General features: G+C 45.1%; 14 protein-coding genes. 8 read left to right on the forward strand and 6 right to left on the reverse strand.

All coding sequences use genetic code 11. The features are described 5' to 3' along the window. The first annotated feature begins 235 nt into the window (after positions 1-235). The 3 genes from F897_RS03870 (at position 236) to F897_RS03880 (ending at position 4,932) form a co-directional block, all read left to right on the forward strand. The gene (locus F897_RS03870) at positions 236-1,450 is read left to right on the forward strand and encodes an MFS transporter (RefSeq protein ID WP_005233431.1); all 1,215 of its coding nucleotides are present in this window, start codon (positions 236-238) and stop codon (positions 1,448-1,450) included. A gap of 143 nt (positions 1,451-1,593) precedes the next feature. Next, positions 1,594-3,984: a YgiQ family radical SAM protein gene (locus F897_RS03875; protein ID WP_034169815.1), complete on the forward strand. Its 2,391-nt coding sequence runs from the start codon at positions 1,594-1,596 to the stop codon at positions 3,982-3,984. 399 nt (positions 3,985-4,383) lie between these two features. Further along, the gene (locus tag F897_RS03880) at positions 4,384-4,932 is read left to right on the forward strand and encodes a DUF2726 domain-containing protein (RefSeq protein ID WP_005233434.1); all 549 of its coding nucleotides are present in this window, start codon (positions 4,384-4,386) and stop codon (positions 4,930-4,932) included. Between the two features lie 80 nt (positions 4,933-5,012). On the opposite strand, the gene F897_RS03885 is transcribed toward F897_RS03880, so the two are convergent. The 5 genes from F897_RS03885 to mdtD all read right to left on the reverse strand — a co-directional run bounded on the left by F897_RS03885 (position 5,013) and on the right by mdtD (position 10,319). After that, a complete protein-coding gene (locus F897_RS03885; RefSeq protein WP_005233436.1) occupies positions 5,013-5,369 on the reverse strand; it encodes a RidA family protein in 357 nt (118 codons plus the stop codon). Positions 5,370-5,373: 4 nt separating this feature from the next. Next, entirely contained in the window at positions 5,374-6,669 is a 1,296-nt protein-coding gene (gene shiA, locus F897_RS03890; RefSeq protein ID WP_005233437.1) for a shikimate transporter, read from the reverse strand. A gap of 222 nt (positions 6,670-6,891) precedes the next feature. Beyond that, positions 6,892-7,947, reverse strand: a complete 1,056-nt coding sequence (dinB, locus tag F897_RS03895; protein ID WP_004787388.1) for a DNA polymerase IV — start codon at positions 7,945-7,947, stop codon at positions 6,892-6,894. Positions 7,948-8,114: 167 nt separating this feature from the next. Then, positions 8,115-8,876: a glycoside hydrolase family 25 protein gene (locus F897_RS03900; protein ID WP_005233438.1), complete on the reverse strand. Its 762-nt coding sequence runs from the start codon at positions 8,874-8,876 to the stop codon at positions 8,115-8,117. A gap of 51 nt (positions 8,877-8,927) precedes the next feature. Further along, positions 8,928-10,319 (reverse strand): multidrug transporter subunit MdtD, encoded by a 1,392-nt coding sequence (gene mdtD, locus F897_RS03905; RefSeq protein WP_005233439.1) that lies wholly within the window; start codon positions 10,317-10,319, stop codon positions 8,928-8,930. A gap of 351 nt (positions 10,320-10,670) precedes the next feature. On the opposite strand from mdtD, the gene F897_RS03910 reads away from it, so the two are divergent. Continuing rightward, positions 10,671-11,636, forward strand: coding sequence for a hypothetical protein (locus F897_RS03910; protein WP_005233440.1), 966 nt, complete (start codon positions 10,671-10,673; stop codon positions 11,634-11,636). 87 nt (positions 11,637-11,723) lie between these two features. Here the strand turns inward: F897_RS03910 and F897_RS03915 are convergent, their stop codons facing one another. Further along, the gene (locus F897_RS03915; RefSeq protein WP_004787380.1) at positions 11,724-12,344 is read right to left on the reverse strand and encodes an LOG family protein; all 621 of its coding nucleotides are present in this window, start codon (positions 12,342-12,344) and stop codon (positions 11,724-11,726) included. A gap of 323 nt (positions 12,345-12,667) precedes the next feature. On the opposite strand from F897_RS03915, the gene F897_RS03920 reads away from it, so the two are divergent. From F897_RS03920 to niaP, 4 genes are all read left to right on the forward strand, one after another. Beyond that, entirely contained in the window at positions 12,668-14,248 is a 1,581-nt protein-coding gene (locus F897_RS03920; RefSeq protein WP_005233441.1) for a TerC family protein, read from the forward strand. Positions 14,249-14,323: 75 nt separating this feature from the next. Further along, entirely contained in the window at positions 14,324-14,788 is a 465-nt protein-coding gene (locus F897_RS03925) for a YchJ family protein (protein WP_005233442.1), read from the forward strand. Positions 14,789-14,849: 61 nt separating this feature from the next. Further along, positions 14,850-15,494 carry a trimeric intracellular cation channel family protein gene (locus F897_RS03930; RefSeq protein ID WP_005233443.1) on the forward strand — a complete coding sequence of 215 codons (645 nt, stop codon included), beginning with the start codon at positions 14,850-14,852 and terminating at the stop codon, positions 15,492-15,494. Between the two features lie 131 nt (positions 15,495-15,625). Then, the gene (niaP, locus tag F897_RS03935) at positions 15,626-16,945 is read left to right on the forward strand and encodes a niacin transporter NiaP (protein ID WP_005233444.1); all 1,320 of its coding nucleotides are present in this window, start codon (positions 15,626-15,628) and stop codon (positions 16,943-16,945) included. The last annotated feature ends 35 nt before the right edge of the window (positions 16,946-16,980 follow it).

Raw genomic sequence — 16,980 nt, forward strand, 5'->3', positions numbered from 1 at the left:
TGATCCCTTCCCGAACTCAGAAGTGAAACCTCTTAGCGCTGATGGTAGTGTGGGGTCTCCCATGTGAGAGTAAGTCATCGCCAGCTCATTATTCCAAAAGCCCTCTGCTTACGCAGAGGGCTTTTTTTATGGGAAGGATTTAGTCAAATAAATGTTATTTATGTGCTATTTCGACTAAAATATCACATAAAAATAAACTTGGGAGGCTTATACTGAACCGGTCTAAGGAGCGGATATGTCCTCAAATTCATCTTCAAGCCATATCGAATATGGTTCATCTGCTTTTAAAGCTATTTTATTCTCCTTATTTCTGGCGGGTTTTGCGATTTTCTCATCGCTGTATTGTGTCCAGCCAATGATGCCGATTCTGGCGGATTATTTTCATATCTCTCCAACACAAAGTAGTTTTCCACTTTCCTTCTCTACCATTGCCTTAGCTATTGGCCTGATTTTTACAGGACTTATTTCAGACCGTTTTGGCCGTAAACCAATTATGGTTTGGTCTTTATTCTCTGTATCAGTCTTATTATTACTCAGTGCTTTATTACCTATCTGGTCTATATTTTTAACAACACGAGTGTTAATAGGTCTCACGGTCAGTGGCGTGGCAGCCGTGGCGATGACTTATATCGGAGAGGAAGTGGCGGAGCAGGATGTGGGCTTTGCCATGGGACTGTATATTTCCGGGACTGCGATTGGTGGTATGAGTGGTCGATTGATTGCTGGAACATTGGTCGATTTTATTTCCTGGCAATCCGCGACTTTGATTATTGGATTGCTGAATCTATGTATCGCGACAACTTTTTATTTTCTATTACCGAAGTCCAGGCATTTTAAAGCTTATCCAATACAATTCAGTCGTTTTATCAGAGCATTTCAGCAGAATCTGAGTGATCCTAAATTAAGAATTCTGTTTTTACAGGGCTTTATCCTGATGGGGGGCTTTGTGTCGGTATTTAACTATTTAAGTTATCGTTTGATTCAACCACCATTTGAACTGTCTCATGTCTGGATAGGGTTGATTTCGATTACTTATCTGGCCGGAATTTATAGCTCTCCACGAGCCGCAGCTTGGAGCAGAAAGTTTGGACGTTATAAGGTGCTTGCCGCCATGCTTTGTACCATGCTGTTCGGCTTAGCCTTAATGTTGATTGATAACTTGGCTTTGGTTTTTATTGGTTTGCTGATTTTTACCTTTTCCTTTTTTGCGGCTCATTCAACTGCTAGTAGCTGGGTATCGGTGCAATCCTTACAGTATCGTGCGGTAGGTTCGTCCCTTTATTTGTTCTGTTACTACCTCGGTTCAAGCTTACTTGGAAGTTCGAGTGGACTAGTCTGGGAAAATGCCGGATGGTTAGGACTAAGTGTATTTATCGCTATTATTTTAGGATTAGGCTTGCTGATGGCACAGCGTTTAAAACCTATAAATGATTCTTCAAAATCAGGATAAGTATATATTCCTAATAAAGGTCTTAAAGCTGTTTTCGTATAAATTATAATCAAGCAACCTAAGCTGAATTCATGCTAAAATACTCGGCTTTCATCTTTGATCACTTTCCTGATCTTCCATCTGCCAGCCGAGAATTGCTAGCCATGTCTACTGCTTATACCGCTCAGACTGCGCCTAAAGCGTTGTTTGATTACGACAAATATTGGGCGTCATGTTTTGAACCCGCGCCTTTTTTGCCGATGTCACGCGAGGAAATGGACCAACTCGGTTGGGACAGCTGTGACTTTATTTTTGTCTGCGGTGATGCGTATATTGACCACCCGTCATTTGTGACAGGCATTATTGGACGTGTGCTCGAAGCACAAGGTTTCCGCGTCGGGATTATTGCCCAACCTGACTGGACCAATGTAGAAGCCTTCCGTGTACTTGGTAAGCCAAATATTGCCTGGGGTGTGTCTGCCGGTAATATGGACTCGATGATTAACCGTTATACGGCGGATCGTAAGATCCGTTCAGATGATGCCTATTCTCCAGATAACCAGCCGAATAAACGTCCAGACCGCGCAGCAACCGTCTATTGCCAACGTTGTCGTGAAGCTTTCCCGGATGTGCCGGTATTGCTTGGAGGGATTGAAGGTTCATTGCGTCGTATCGCGCATTATGACTATTGGTCAGATAAAGTTCGTCGTTCGATTCTGATGGATTCTAAAGCGGATCTGTTGATGTACGGTAATGGCGAACGCTCGATCATTGAAATTATGCATCGTCTGGCCAAGGGTGAAAAGATTCATCAGATTACCGATGTTCGTGGTACCGCATTTATTATTAATAAACATAATCGTGCAGCAAAAGCCCAGTTTGTCGAAATCGCATCCAATGATGTCGATACCATTGGCCGTGTCGATCCGATCATCAACCCGTATGTAATGAGCGAAGATATTGATGGTTGTGAAATCGAAAAAGATAAAGGCAACAGCTTAAGCCAATATCAGAATTTCCAGAAAGAAATCGTAGCGAATCCAATCGTGCGTGAAGGGGATAACCTGGACCCAGATACGCAAATCGTGCAGCTACAACCGGCATCTAAAGCGATTAAACATAAATTACCACCACGTGAATTAGCAGTGATTCGTTTGCCTTCTTTTGAAGAAGTCGCGAATGATCCTGTGCTGTATGCGCATGCGAACCGTATTCTGCATCTGGAAACTAACCCAGGGAATGCGCGTGCCTTAGTCCAAAAACATGGTGAGCGCGATGTGTGGTTAAACCCACCGCCAATTCCGTTAACCACGGAAGAAATGGACTATGTGTTTGACCTGCCATATGCACGTCTACCGCATCCATCATACGGTAATGCACGTTTCCCAGCCTTTGACATGATCAAGTTCTCGGTGAACATCATGCGTGGCTGTTTCGGTGGTTGTACTTTCTGTTCAATCACAGAGCATGAAGGTCGTATTATTCAGAACCGTTCGGAAGAATCGATTCTGCGTGAAGTGGAAAAAATTCGTGATACCGCACCGGGCTTCACAGGGATTATTTCTGACTTAGGTGGTCCAACAGCCAATATGTACCGTTTGGCATGTAAGGACCCTGAGATTGAAAAGAACTGTCGTAAGCCGTCTTGTGTGTTCCCGGGTGTGTGTCAAAATCTGCATACCGACCATGCACCGTTGACTCAGTTGTATCGTAAGGCACGTGCTTTACCGGGTATTAAAAAGATTCTGATCGGTTCTGGTCTGCGTTATGACCTTGCTGTATTGAATCCGGAATATGTTAGAGAGCTGGTCACCCATCACGTGGGTGGTTATCTGAAGATTGCACCGGAGCATACCGAGAAAGGTCCATTATCCAAGATGATGAAACCGGGGATCGGGACGTATGACCGCTTCAAGCAGATGTTTGACCGTTTCAGTAAGGAAGCCGGTAAGGAACAGTATCTGATTCCTTACTTCATCGCGGCGCATCCGGGAACTACGGATTACGACATGATGAATTTGGCGATCTGGTTGAAAAAGAATGGTTTCCGTGCCGATCAGGTACAGACTTTCTATCCGTCACCGATGGCGACTGCAACCACCATGTACTACACCGGTAAAAACCCGCTGGCGAAAGTCGCGCGTTATACTGAAGATGTGGACATCGTGAAAGGTGAAAAGCGTCGTCGCCTGCATAAAGCTTTCTTGCGTTACCATGATCCAAACAACTGGCCTTTATTGCGTGAAGCCTTGAAGGAAATGGGGCGTCAGGACTTGATTGGTAACTCGAAGCAGCATCTGATTCCAACCTATCAACCTGCAGGTACAGATGGGCAATACCAGTCTGCACGTAAGAAGAACTCGACGGTTGCGGGCGATTCACAGAAACGTACCGGTAATCCAGGTAATAGAGGCCAAGCTCAGAATAATCGTCCGAAAAAAGGCCAGATTCTGACCCAGCATACCGGTCTGCCACCGCGTGAAACCGGTGATGCGAAAAAGCCATTCGGTGGCCCTAAACCGAAAGGAAAATCAAAGCCAAAATCACGTGCTTGATTAAGCTGATAAAAAAGACACTTCGGTGTCTTTTTTTATGTTCAGACTTTATTGATGCAGCTTTTGGGTTCTCAATTAAAGTGTAAAATATTTTATTTTTAGTCGATTTAAATTTTTGAAAAATGATATAAAAATAACACTTAGTCGGAATTGTCTTACAGTTCAACCGATTTATATTGCGATCTATCAGGAGACTATTTTACAGTCGCGTATAAGGATTTAACCCTAATTTCTATTGAAATAGCAAAAAGCGGTTTTTAAGTAACCGGCAATCAAGTTTTGCTACGAATTGTATTGGTCTCTACACAGAATGGTAGCAGGGCAATTTTAAAAATAGTATGGGTTTATACTGGATAACAATAAAAGCAAGAATGATTATAAGAATGCAAGGATTGAGTCATGACCACCTATATGATTATAGGGAGTTTCTTGGTGTTCTGTGTCGTGCTCATGGCATGGAAGCAGCTAAGGAATAGCCCAAAACCACAAGACAGTGCCTTAAAACAGCGCGCTATTTTTAATCCAAATGAACAACTGACGTTTACACGCCTTAAAGAAGTGTTGCCAAATTACATTGTACTGGCACATGTTTCTTATGATGCACTACTTACCACCAAATTTGGTCGTACCCGGCACAAGTATCGTGATCTGATTGCAGATTTTGTGATTCTGGATCAGCAATACCAGATTGTTGCCATTGTAGCCGTCGATGATCCGGTGATTTTAAAACGTCCACAGCAGGCACAATTTCAGGATGCTTTGTTGACTATGGCCGGTTATCGGGTCATTCGCTATGAAGATGTACCGGAATATTATCAGTTACGAGGAGATTTCCTGCGTGAGCAGGAGCATTCCAGTAAAGACAAGAGATTTACTGCTGTGAATGATCTCAAAAAATATCATCTCTATTCAGATTTGGAACGACGTAAAGTCAAAGCATTAAGCTGATAGAACCTAAATGAAAAAAGTATGCCAAGTGCATACTTTTTTCTATTTTAGATGAGTAGCAATTAGGCCTGAATAGAAGTCTATTCAGGTTTGACGGCTACGACAGTCAGTTCCACTAACACGCGTGGATCATACAGTTTAGCTTCGACACAGGTGCGGGGCAGGGCTTGAATATCCGATACCCAGGCATCCCAGACTTCATTAAACGCTGCATAATCTTTTTCAATATCTTTGAGATAAATCGTCACAGACATGATCTGGCTTTTATCGGTACCGGCATCCGCCAGGAACTGATCGATAATATCCAGTGTCTGCTGGGTTTGACCTTTGATATCTAGATCCAGATCTGTCGCCAGCTGGCCGGCAAGATGAACCAGATTGCCGGCAATGGCGATCTCAGAAAAGCGTTGTGAAACATGCAAACGTTGAACAGACATCAGCTTAATCCTTGGTTTTTGGCATCAAGGCTGCGACTAATGCAGTCAATAGGCAGCCTATCGCAAGATAGATGGCTACATAATGCCATGAACCATCACCCCAAATCACTAAGGAGGCTGCAATCATTGGGGTAAAACCACCGCCAATAATACTGGCGACCTGATAACCGACTCCGGCACCGCTATAGCGGTATTCCGTACCAAATAGCGAGGTAAAAATCGGTTGATGCACGCTGACCACCATGTCATGCGCGACATTGGCCAGTAGAATGGCACCGACAATAATCATCCAGGTATTTTGTGCATCCAGTGCCATAAAGAACGGAAAGGCAGACAGTGCACCGATCAGGCCACCCCAAACACACATAGTTTTATGCTGAATTTTATCGGATAGCCAAGCAAAGAAAGGAATACTGAAACAGCTAATCGCACCAACCATCAGGGTGATATTAAGGAAGAACTGTTTGTCCATGCCCAGGTTGTTGGTGGAATAGTTCAGGGCAAAGTTGGTGACCAGATACATGGTCAGCAGTTCGGTCAAACGTAAGGCAATAATATAGAAAAAGGCTTTCGGATGTTTGCTGATGGCTTGCAAAATCGGCAGTTTTTCTGGATGATGATCTGCCTTAATCACTTTCTCTACGAATTCTTGGGATTCATCCTGATCACGGCGAATCCACATCGCAATTCCGATCAGTACGATACTGGCAATAAATGGAATCCGCCAAGCCCATTCAGCAAAAGCCTCTTCACCCAGTGTAGCAATAATGATCGATACTGCACCCGTTGCCAGTACCAGACCTACGCCATAGCCGACCTGAACGCCACTGCTATAAAAGGCTTTTTTGCCTTTAGGGGCATTTTCCACCGCCATCAGGGCAGCACCACCCCATTCACCGCCGACTGCAAAGCCTTGAATGGCACGCAGTGTCACCAGTAAAACCGGTGCCCACCAGCCAATAGCTTCGAAATTAGGTAAAAAACCAATCCCGACGGTAGAAATCCCCATCAGGACCACAGTCAGAACTAGCATTTTCTTGCGGCCGAGCTTGTCGCCGAAATGACCAAATACCACACCGCCTAGAGGGCGAAACAGAAAGCCAACACCAAAGGTCGCTAGTGCCGCTAAGGTGCCCATATTGGCACCAATGCTGGGGAAAAACTGGTCTTTAAAAATTAAGGCTGCAACAATGCCGTAAAGGAGAAAATCATACCAGTCGACAACAGCACCAACAAAGCTGGATAACGCCGCTTTACGCGCGCGTCGTTCTTGAATAACAGAAGAATTTACAGAGGACATGCAGGGAGGGATTCCATGAGATACATCAGAGTTGCCCTGTAATATTCGGATTTGATCGTCACGCCAATCACAGGACAGTATGCTGAAAGTAAAGGTGATTTTCAGCATCTCAGCACATACATGGATAATGCATTGCGCAGATAGAGTACTCCAAAAATTCAAAATGTAAAAACAAAGTTGCCGTATTTTTAAACTAACGTCTAATACTTGTACAAAATAGGCCTAAAGCAGCAGCAATTGTGTTTCTGTTTCACGTGCAGCGAGCTGATAAACGCCAAGCCCAATCAGCCGAAATTGCAGTTGAGGAGTAATATGCATCTCTTGAAGCAGTAAGTGTAAAGCCTGCTCCAGTTCTTGCGGGCTACGCAGCAACTGGCTGAAGCTTTTACTATGCTGCATGGTCTGAAAATTTTTCATTCTCAGTTTCACAGTAACCCCGCGGGCAGAGAGCTGCTTTTTTTCCAGGCTCTGCCAGAGCTGGGCAATTAATGGCTGCCAGTAAGGTTGGCATTGCGGTAAATACAGATCATCATCGAAAGTCGTTTCCTTGGAAATCTGCTGGCGTTCCCGTTCAGCTTCGACTGGCCGATCATCAATGCCTTGAGCATAAAGAAAAAGACGCCGTCCATATTTGCCAAAATGCTGAATCAGGATTGCTTCTTCAATCTGCTGTAAATCTCCCAAGGTTTCCAGATTCAAACTTTTTAGTTTTTCTTGAGTGACTTTGCCTACACCGGGAATTTTCTTCAGAGGAAGATCCTGAATAAAACGCTGTATTTGTGAAGGTTTGATAACACAGATTCCATTCGGTTTATGCCAGTCGGAGGCGATTTTAGCGAGAAATTTATTCGGGGCCACGCCGGCAGAAGCGGTTAGTCCAGTAGTTTGAAAAATATCTTCACGAATGCACATTGCTACTTCAGTGGCACTCGGAATCTGCTGTAAATTTTCGGTGACATCCAGATAAGCTTCATCTAGTGAAAGCGGTTCGATGACCTTAGTATAAATTTGAAAAATTTGGTGAATCTGCGCAGAGACCTGACGGTATTTGGCAAAATCCGGTTCAATCACAATGACCTGAGGGCAGAGCTTACGTGCTTGAGTCATCGGCATGGCAGAACGTAGTCCGAACTCGCGGGCCGGATAGGAGGCAGCCGCCACTACTGCCCGGGGATGATGTGAGGCAATCACCACAGGCAAAGTTTTCAGCTCCGGACGTTCACGCAGCTCGACCGAGGCGTAGAAAGCATCCATATCGATATGAATAATTTTGCGCATATCCAATATCTTAAGTGGCTTTAGCTGGATTGGGAAGAGACCAGATTAATAAGTAAACAAGCTAAAGCATTATTCAATATGAAGCATATCCTGCCTAAAGGATTCAATATCCATTTTATGGTTGAATCAGGGAGAAATAGGGTTTATTTCTTGGCCGGAGGCTTGGGCTAATCTTGGGTGGGAATACTGTTCTGCTGTAAAAATTTGATCCAGTCCTGCTCCGAGCCATAAAACACATTCAGATCCACAGTACGGGCAATGCCGGGAATTTCGCCCTGACTGGTATGCTGCCAGAAGGTCCATTTAGGCTGATCCTTTAAATCTGGCAAACCTTGGTACTCACGTACCCAGAGCGGTACGTCAGCAAATTCTCCCGCCAGCACAATGTTATAAAAAGATTTTGACACATAGAAGATCGGCTGCTTGCCATAATGGTGTTTTAAGGCATCATACATAATCCGGATTTCCTTGAGCAGCTGCTCTTTGGAGTAGTGATTGATGCATTTGCTGTCATATTCCAGATCCATGACAGGGGGCAGGGCATCCATTTTACGCGGAACCGACTCTATAAAATTCTGAGCCTGAATATTGCCATCGCGGCAAAGCCGATAAAAATGATAAGCACCGACCAGAAAGCCCTGTTCTCGGGCCTGCAGCCAGTATTCCTGAAACTTGGTATCTTTAAAATCACCGCCTTCTGTAGATTTTAAATAGACAAATTTATATTTCTGTTTCGGGATTTTCTTCCAGTCTATTTCTTTCTGATGATGGGAAACATCGAAACCATGAATCGGATAATCTGCTGCATGCGCTGATGGCTGTTTGAAAACCAGTAGATAAAGTACAGTCGTCACCACAAGCGTAATCAGCAGCCCGACTGCAATCACTGAGTATTTTTTCCAGTTGCTAGAGGTGGGAGCTGCTTTCATTGTGAGTGGTGGCCTGATTTACGGATATTCATATCGAGTATATATTCTGCCCTAGACTGGCGTGTTTTTGGGGATATGCCAGAAAATATAGGCAGCAATAATGTTAATACAGCCCAGACAGAGCAGTGAAACGTGGAAGGCATTATCCAGCTGCTCAGGGCCGAAGTAGGCACTAAACATATTCACTAGCGTACCTGCCAGTGCCACCCCGATACTCATCGACAGCATCATGATCATCGACAGGAAACTGTTGCCGCTGCTGGCATCCTGCTGGCTTAAATCTTTTAAAGTCAGCGTATTCATTGAGACAAATTGCAGCGAATTCAGAATTCCGAACACAAAGAAATGAATGGCTCTTAGCCAGATTGGGGTTTCCGCCGTAGTTAAGGCGAAACTGGCGATACACAAACCGACCAGCAAAGTATTGATCAACAAGACTTTGCGATAACCAAAACGCTGAATGATTTTACGAATAATCGGTTTAGATGCTAAAGAACCGAGTACGGTTGGAATCATCAGTAAACCGGTAATAAAAGGTTCAAAACCAAAAGCGACCTGCAACATTAAAGGCAGCAAAAACGGAATCGAGTTACCGCCGAGCCGGGCAAAGAAATTACCCAAAATGCCAATCGAATAGATCTTATTTTTAAATAATTTACTACGAAAAAGCGCGTTCAGATGAGTATGTGAATGATAGGCATAGATGAGTGAGGCAATCAGACCACTTCCGACCAGACTTAAGCTCCACCACAGGGGGTATTGTGGATTGGCAAAGTTTTCAATCCCCAGACACAAACCAATCATCGCAATGACCAGCAGAATAAAACCGCCAAAATCAAAACGCTGTACCGTCGGTTCAGTGATATTCGGCATAGCTTTAAAGGTAATCAATGCACCCAGCAGACCAATCGGCAGATTGATCAGGAAAATCCAGTGCCAGGACAGGTACTCCACCATCCAGCCACCTAAGGTCGGGCCGATCAGAGGGCCCATCAATCCAGCCAGACTCATCAGGCTCATGGCAGACAGAAACTGGGTACGAGGAATAATTTTCAGCATGGCCAGTCGTCCGACTGGGAGCAGCAAAGCACCGCCAATACCCTGAAATACCCGATAAACCAGCAGTTCATTCAGATTCTCAGACCAGGCACAGCCGAGTGAGGCCAGAGCAAAAATAATGATCGCTGCAAAATAGATATTCCGAACTCCAAAGCGATCTGCCAGCCAGCCACTCAAGGGAATACAGGCCGCCACAGAGAGCACATAGACCACCACCACACTATGCATCCGTAGCGGATCTTCCTGCAGATTCCTGGCAATCGCAGGTAAGGCCGTATTGATAATCGTGGTATCGAGGCCCTGCATGAAAAAGCCAATCGATACCAGCAAGACCAGCAGTCTGAATTCAGGTTGTAGGGATTGATGCGTAGGCGTGACATTCATGGATTTAAAAAATCATATATTTTGAATAGTTTAAAGAAATCTATGCAGCAGTGTGACTGAAATAAAAACGATTGTGAATAGGAGTCGTGTAGACAAAATGCTAATGAATTCACAGCCTGATTTCAGTTATTGAAGAGAAAGGGTAAAAGATATATTTCTATACTGTGAACATCTCAAACTTATACGGATTGATAAATAGGTCATTTTTGGAACACTTCAAGCTTCTTTGTAAGGAGCAGGCTACAAAAAATATGACAGAAATGTCATGAAAATGAAATAAAACCGTCATAATCTGGGGCAAACTTCCAGAGCTGCTGTACTGGGAACTGTCTAGTAAAAGGTTTTGTACTTATGACCATCGAGATTCTGATGGTAGTTGGCTTCTGTTTGGCCGCCTATTCCATCGTGGGGAATGATGTTCCGCAAACATTAGGAACATTTATTTCATCGAACTCACATCGCCCATGGTGGGTACTCTGGATTTACATCAGTACTATTCTGGTTGTGGTGTTAATTTATGGCTGGTTTGCCTCTGGAGTAGGGGATGCTTCTTATGGACGTCTGGAAACCATTCCTTTCCCTGAAGATGGGGTCACCTGGCTATATGTGGTACCACCCCTTTTACTGATCATTTTGACTAAATATGGTATTCCGGTGAGTACTACTTTCTTGGTGCTCACGATCTTCTCCCCGAACAGTCTGGGTTCCATGCTGACCAAGTCAATGATGGGTTACGCCGTCGCTTTCTTTGTGGCGATTATTATCTATCGTCTGGTCATGAAAAAACTCGCGGTCTATTTCAGTGAAACCCGCGATCAGCAACATTCTCCGATGTGGATGGCCTTGCAATGGTTATCTACGGCATTTCTGTGGAGCCAGTGGCTGATCCAGGATTTGGCCAATATCTTTGTTTATGTGCCGCGTCAGGTGCCGTTTGAGTTCCTGATCTTTGCCATTTCTGTATTTGTCATCCTGCTAGGCATGATTCTTTACCAGCGTGGTGGAGCTATCCAGAATATTGTCGATACCAAGACCGGAGTGACCGATGTCCGTTCTGCTACGATTATCGACTTCATTTATGCGCTGATTCTGCTGGTGTTCAAAGAGTGGAGTAACATCCCGATGAGTACCACTTGGGTATTCTTGGGGTTACTGGCTGGTCGTGAATTTGCGATTTCGATGCTGGTGACCGAAGTCAATAAACACCGTACTTCACGGAATGTCAGCAAAGATGCCATGAAACTGATGTTTGGCCTAGCCATTAGTGTATTCCTGGCGACGACTTTGCCTTGGTTCTATCACACGATTTCCGGTTAATATCTTTGTATATAAATGAAAAAAGCGAGCATCAAGCTCGCTTTTTTATGGCTTTAAATCATTGCTATCTAAAGCAGACGAGAAAATTTAAACCACAAAACGTTGCGGAGCATCCAGATTCAGCAAGGTGGTATAAATCTGATCTGCATGTTCACAGACAATCAGTTTAGCCCGATGCTGGGGTGGTAAGAAGCCTTCCTGCACGGCAAGATCAAGCTGGGCAATCAGTGGATTATAAAAACCATTGACGTTATACAGCATCATCGGTTTTTGATGCTGATTTAGCTGACCCCAGGTCGCAATTTCCAGAATTTCTTCAAATGTTCCCAATCCACCCGGCAAGGCGACAAAGGCACAGGCTCGGTCTGCCATCATGGCCTTACGTTGATGCATGCTGGTGACAATATGCAGTTCTGTGAGTTGAGGATGAGCAATCTCATAATCCAGCATAAATTCCGGAATCACCCCCACCGCTTCACCACCATGCTGAATCATGGTGTCTGCCACCTGACCCATCAGACCAATACTGGCGCCGCCATAGACCAGACCAAAACCATGTTCGGCCAGACCTTGAGAAAGTTGAATCGCTTTTTCCAGATAAATCGGTTTGTTGCCGGCACGAGAGCCACAGTATAAAGCCACTAGCGGGCGTGTTGTTTTTGGGGAGTTATCATTAAAATAATCGGTCATTTTCATTACACTTTGCATTTATTTTTTTCACCTTATCATTTTTTTATCTACTTACTATAACTTAGTTAACAAATATGACAATTCCATGAGCTGACCTCATTTTAGGACAAAATCTTTCATTCAAATTCATCCATAATCCCGGATGAAAACAGGTGAATTTCATGGTGTTCTTGATATACTGAAAGTCTGTCTTACTACAATAGAACTCACATGGGTAGTCGAAGTTGGCGCTTTAATTTAATAAAACGTCACATTATCAAGTCTTTAATTCAAGTCGGGTATCAACCTGTATCTCATCATGCAAATACTTGCCTTTCTCCTCGGTTAGAGGAGCAGATGCGATGATTTTTGAATGGATGTCAGATCCCTCTGCCTGGATTGGCTTACTCACACTGATTGTTCTTGAAATTGTACTCGGGATCGATAACCTGGTCTTTATTGCAATTCTGGCTGAAAAACTTCCACCCGAACAGCGTAATGCGGCGCGTATTACCGGTCTGGGTTTAGCGCTGTTAATGCGACTGGTGTTACTGGCATCGATTGCCTGGGTCGTAACGCTTACCGAACCGCTATTCCATATCTTTGAGCATCCATTTTCAGGACGCGACCTGATCTTATTATTCGGTGGTGTATTCCTGCTGTTTAAAGGCACCATGGAATTGCATGAGCGTCTGGAAGCTAAACCTGTAACCAAGGAAGAAAATCCGGTTCAGGCGGTGTTCTGGATGGTGATTGTGCAGATCGTGGTACTGGACGCCGTGTTCTCGCTCGACAGTGTGATTACTGCAGTTGGCATGGTTAAAGACCTGTCTGTGATGATGATCGCGGTGATTATCGCAGTCGGTATCATGTTGTGGGCCTCTAAAGCGCTGATGGATTTCGTCAACAAGCACCCGACAGTAGTGATTCTCTGTCTGGGCTTCCTGATGATGATTGGCTTCTCGCTGGTGGTTGAAGGCTTCGGTTTCCATATTCCAAAAGGCTATCTATATGCCGCGATTGGTTTCTCGGTAATTGTCGAGTTCATTAACCAGACCATGAAACGCAATCAGGAAAAAATGGTCACCACGACTGATATGCGTTACCGTACTGCGTCTGCCGTAATGCGTATGCTGGGGGGGAAACCGGCTCAGGACAATGATTCTTCTGAACCGGAAGATGTACTGGCGACTCGTGCCTTTGCTGATGAAGTCTTTGATGATAATGAAAGTGGGGTCTACCATAGCGTTATGGTGCAGGGCGTACTTGGCTTGTCAGAACGCCCAGTGAAGTCGGTGATGACACCACGTCCTGAACTGGAATGGATTGATCTGGAAGATGATCATGCCAGTATCAAAGAGCAGTTATTGCATATGAGCCATTCACGCCTGATTGTGGCGCGTGGTGAACTGGACAATATTGCCGGTGTGGTATTGACCCATAAAGTCCTGAATGAATACATCGAAACAGGTATTTTGGACTTCGAAAAACATCTGCGTGAACCAGTAATTGTGCATGAAAATGCTCAGGTCTTAATGGTGATGGATCAGTTGCGTCAGGCACCGCTACAAATGGCACTGGTATTGAATGAATATGGTTCCATTGAAGGGGTAGCGACACCGATTGATGTGCTGGAAGCAATTGCCGGTGAATTCCCGGATGAAGACCAACTAGAAGCAGCCGTAGAAAGCCTGGAAGATGGCAGCCTGATTCTGGATGGTTCAACCGATATTCGCCATGTGTCACTGCTTCTGGATCGTGATCTGGTCAATGAAACTGAAGAATACTCGACATTGTCGGGTTATATCCTGTTCCATCTGGGGCGCTTGCCGGAAAATGGTGAAAAACTCGAATCAGATGACTATATCTTTGAGGTGGTTACTATGGACGGCCACAAGATTGATAAGGTGCATATTATTGCCCCAGCGAACCGGAAAGACTAATTCAACGCCCGAAGGGCAAAGCTAAAATTTTGCTAAAATAGCCCGCATTGTCGGGCTATTTTTTATGGAATCAATATGTCAGAAGCATGTCCATGTGGACGAGGTGAATACGCAAGCTGTTGCCAGCCACTGCATCAGGGGCAGCAATTTGCCCAAAGCGCCGAGCAATTAATGCGCTCGCGTTATAGTGCCTTTGCCAAGCATGAAATTGATTATATCCAGCAGACTACTGCCCGTGGACAGCAGAAGGCTTTGGACATGCCAGCCATTGCTGAATGGAGCCGAAGTAATCAATGGCTGAAGCTGGAAATCGTGCAGGCGAATGAAAAACTGGACAAGACCCATGCGCTGGTCGAGTTCAAAGCACATTATCACGATGGCAAGCAGGCCCAGATTCATCATGAAATTTCACATTTTGTGAAGTTCGAGAATCGCTGGTACTTTCTGGATCCAACGACAGATCAACAGCTTACAATGAAACAGCCGTGCATCTGTGGCTCCGGGAAAAAATTTAAGCAATGTTGTGCGCATTTTTTATAATTTTCATATAGATTTAGCTTAGAATAGCCGCCATCTCAAAGCCTCAGGTGGAAGCAGGGCGATGTTACTGACCGTCATCTATATTATTGCAATTACCGCTGAAGCCATGACCGGAGCCTTGTCTGCCGGTCGGCGTAGTATGGACTGGTTCGGGGTCATGATTATTGCCTGTGTCACGGCGCTCGGTGGTGGCTCGGTACGTGATGTACTGCTTGGCCACTATCCCTTGACCTGGGTCAAACACCCGGAATATCTGGTGCTGACCTGTTGTGCCGCCTTTATCACCATCCTGATTGCCAAATGGATGCGTCATTTACGCAATATCTTCCTGGTACTGGATGCTTTGGGCCTCATCGGCTTTACCATCATTGGCTGTCAGATTGCACTGGAAATGGGGCATGGCTTTGTAGTCAGTGCGGTCGCCGGGGTTCTGACCGGAGTATCGGGCGGTATTTTACGTGACATTTTATGTAATGATGTGCCCTTGGTCTTCCGTCGTGAACTGTATGCCAGTATTTCCTTTGTGGCGGTCATTTTCTACTGGCTCTGCAGCAATTTCGGTCTGTCACTCGAACTGACCATTATTTCCACCCTGATTTTTGGCTTTAGTTTGCGTCTGATTGCAATCTATTTCGGTCTGGAAATGCCGAAGTTTATCTATAAGGATGATGACGAACAGTCTGCTTCATCCAAAGACGAATCTTGATATGAATTATGGTAACTGCGGGAGGGAAAACTTCCCGCAGGTGTACGCATTCGTAGTATAAAAAAATAAAAAATCAAACCTCCTGTTGGGACAGCAGCACCTCCCGTTTCACCTGATCAGAGATTTTTGTTATGGATTTAGTTTCTCGGATACAGCGCTTGCCGATCGGCAAGTTCCACTACACTCTTTTATGGGTGATTGGTCTTGGCTGGATGTTTGATGCCATGGATACGGGATTGATTTCCTTTATTCTGGCGAAAATGGCTGAAGACTGGCAGATGACCGCTGACCAGAAAAGCTGGGTAGTTTCGATCGGTTTTATCGGTATGGCGATTGGGGCGATTTTCTCAGGTGGACTGGCGGATCGCTGGGGACGTAAAACGGTATTTGCCAGTACGCTGGTGGTGTATAGTCTGGCGACTGCTGCTTGTGCCTTTGCGCCAAATCTGACCTGGTTACTGGTATTCCGTTTTATTGTCGGTCTGGGATTGGGTGGTCAGTTGCCGGTTGCGGTGACACTGGTCAGTGAATATATTCCGGCACGGGTACGTGGCCGTTTCATTGTGCTGCTGGAAAGTTTCTGGGGCTTGGGCTGGCTGGTGGCTGCACTAGTGTCACGTTTTGTGATTCCTGATTTTGGCTGGCAAGCTGCATTCATGATTGGCGGGATACCGGCACTGTATGCCATCGTAATCTGGAAACTGGTGCCTGAGTCGGTGCCGTATCTGATCAATCGTGGCCGGGTAGATGAAGCCCAGGCTCTGGTTAAAAAGATTGAGCGCAAATGCGGCGTCGAAGTTATGGAAATCTTTGAAGTTAAACCTGTGGCTGCCAAGCAGAATATCTCGTTTACCCAGCTCTGGAGTGGTATTTTTGCCCGCCGCACCTTGATGCTGTGGCTAATCTGGTTTGGGATCGTTTTCTCCTATTATGGTATTTTTACCTGGTTACCAAGCCTTCTGGTCAAGGAAGGCTATACCATCGTGCAGTCTTTTGAATACGTCCTAGTTATGATTCTGGCGCAATTGCCAGGTTATATTGCGGCAGCATGGCTAGTCGAAAAACTCGGTCGTAAGGCAACTTTAGCTGGCTTTATTGGCATGTGTGCCATCTCTGCTTATTTCTTTGGCCAGTCCGGTAGTGTCACCGAGATCGTGATCTGGGGTTGTCTGATGTCCTTCTTTAATCTGGGAGCATGGGGCGTTCTTTATACCTATACACCAGAACAGTATCCAACCAATATCCGTGCTTTCGGCTCAGGCTGGGCGGGTGCAATTGGTCGTATTGGCGGGATTGCTGCACCCTTTGCCGTAACCCATTTGATGGGGATGCCAAATGGTTTCAGTTACGTCTTTACCATGTTTACTGCAGTATTAATCGCAGTAGCTGTGGTCATTTTAGTCCTGGGTGAAGAGACCAAGGGCAAGACGCTAGAATCTATGGGTTTATAAGGTTGGTGATTTTTTAGTTGCTCAGCTGCTATAAA

This window comes from Acinetobacter variabilis (assembly GCF_000369625.1).
Lineage (GTDB): Bacteria > Pseudomonadota > Gammaproteobacteria > Pseudomonadales > Moraxellaceae > Acinetobacter > Acinetobacter variabilis.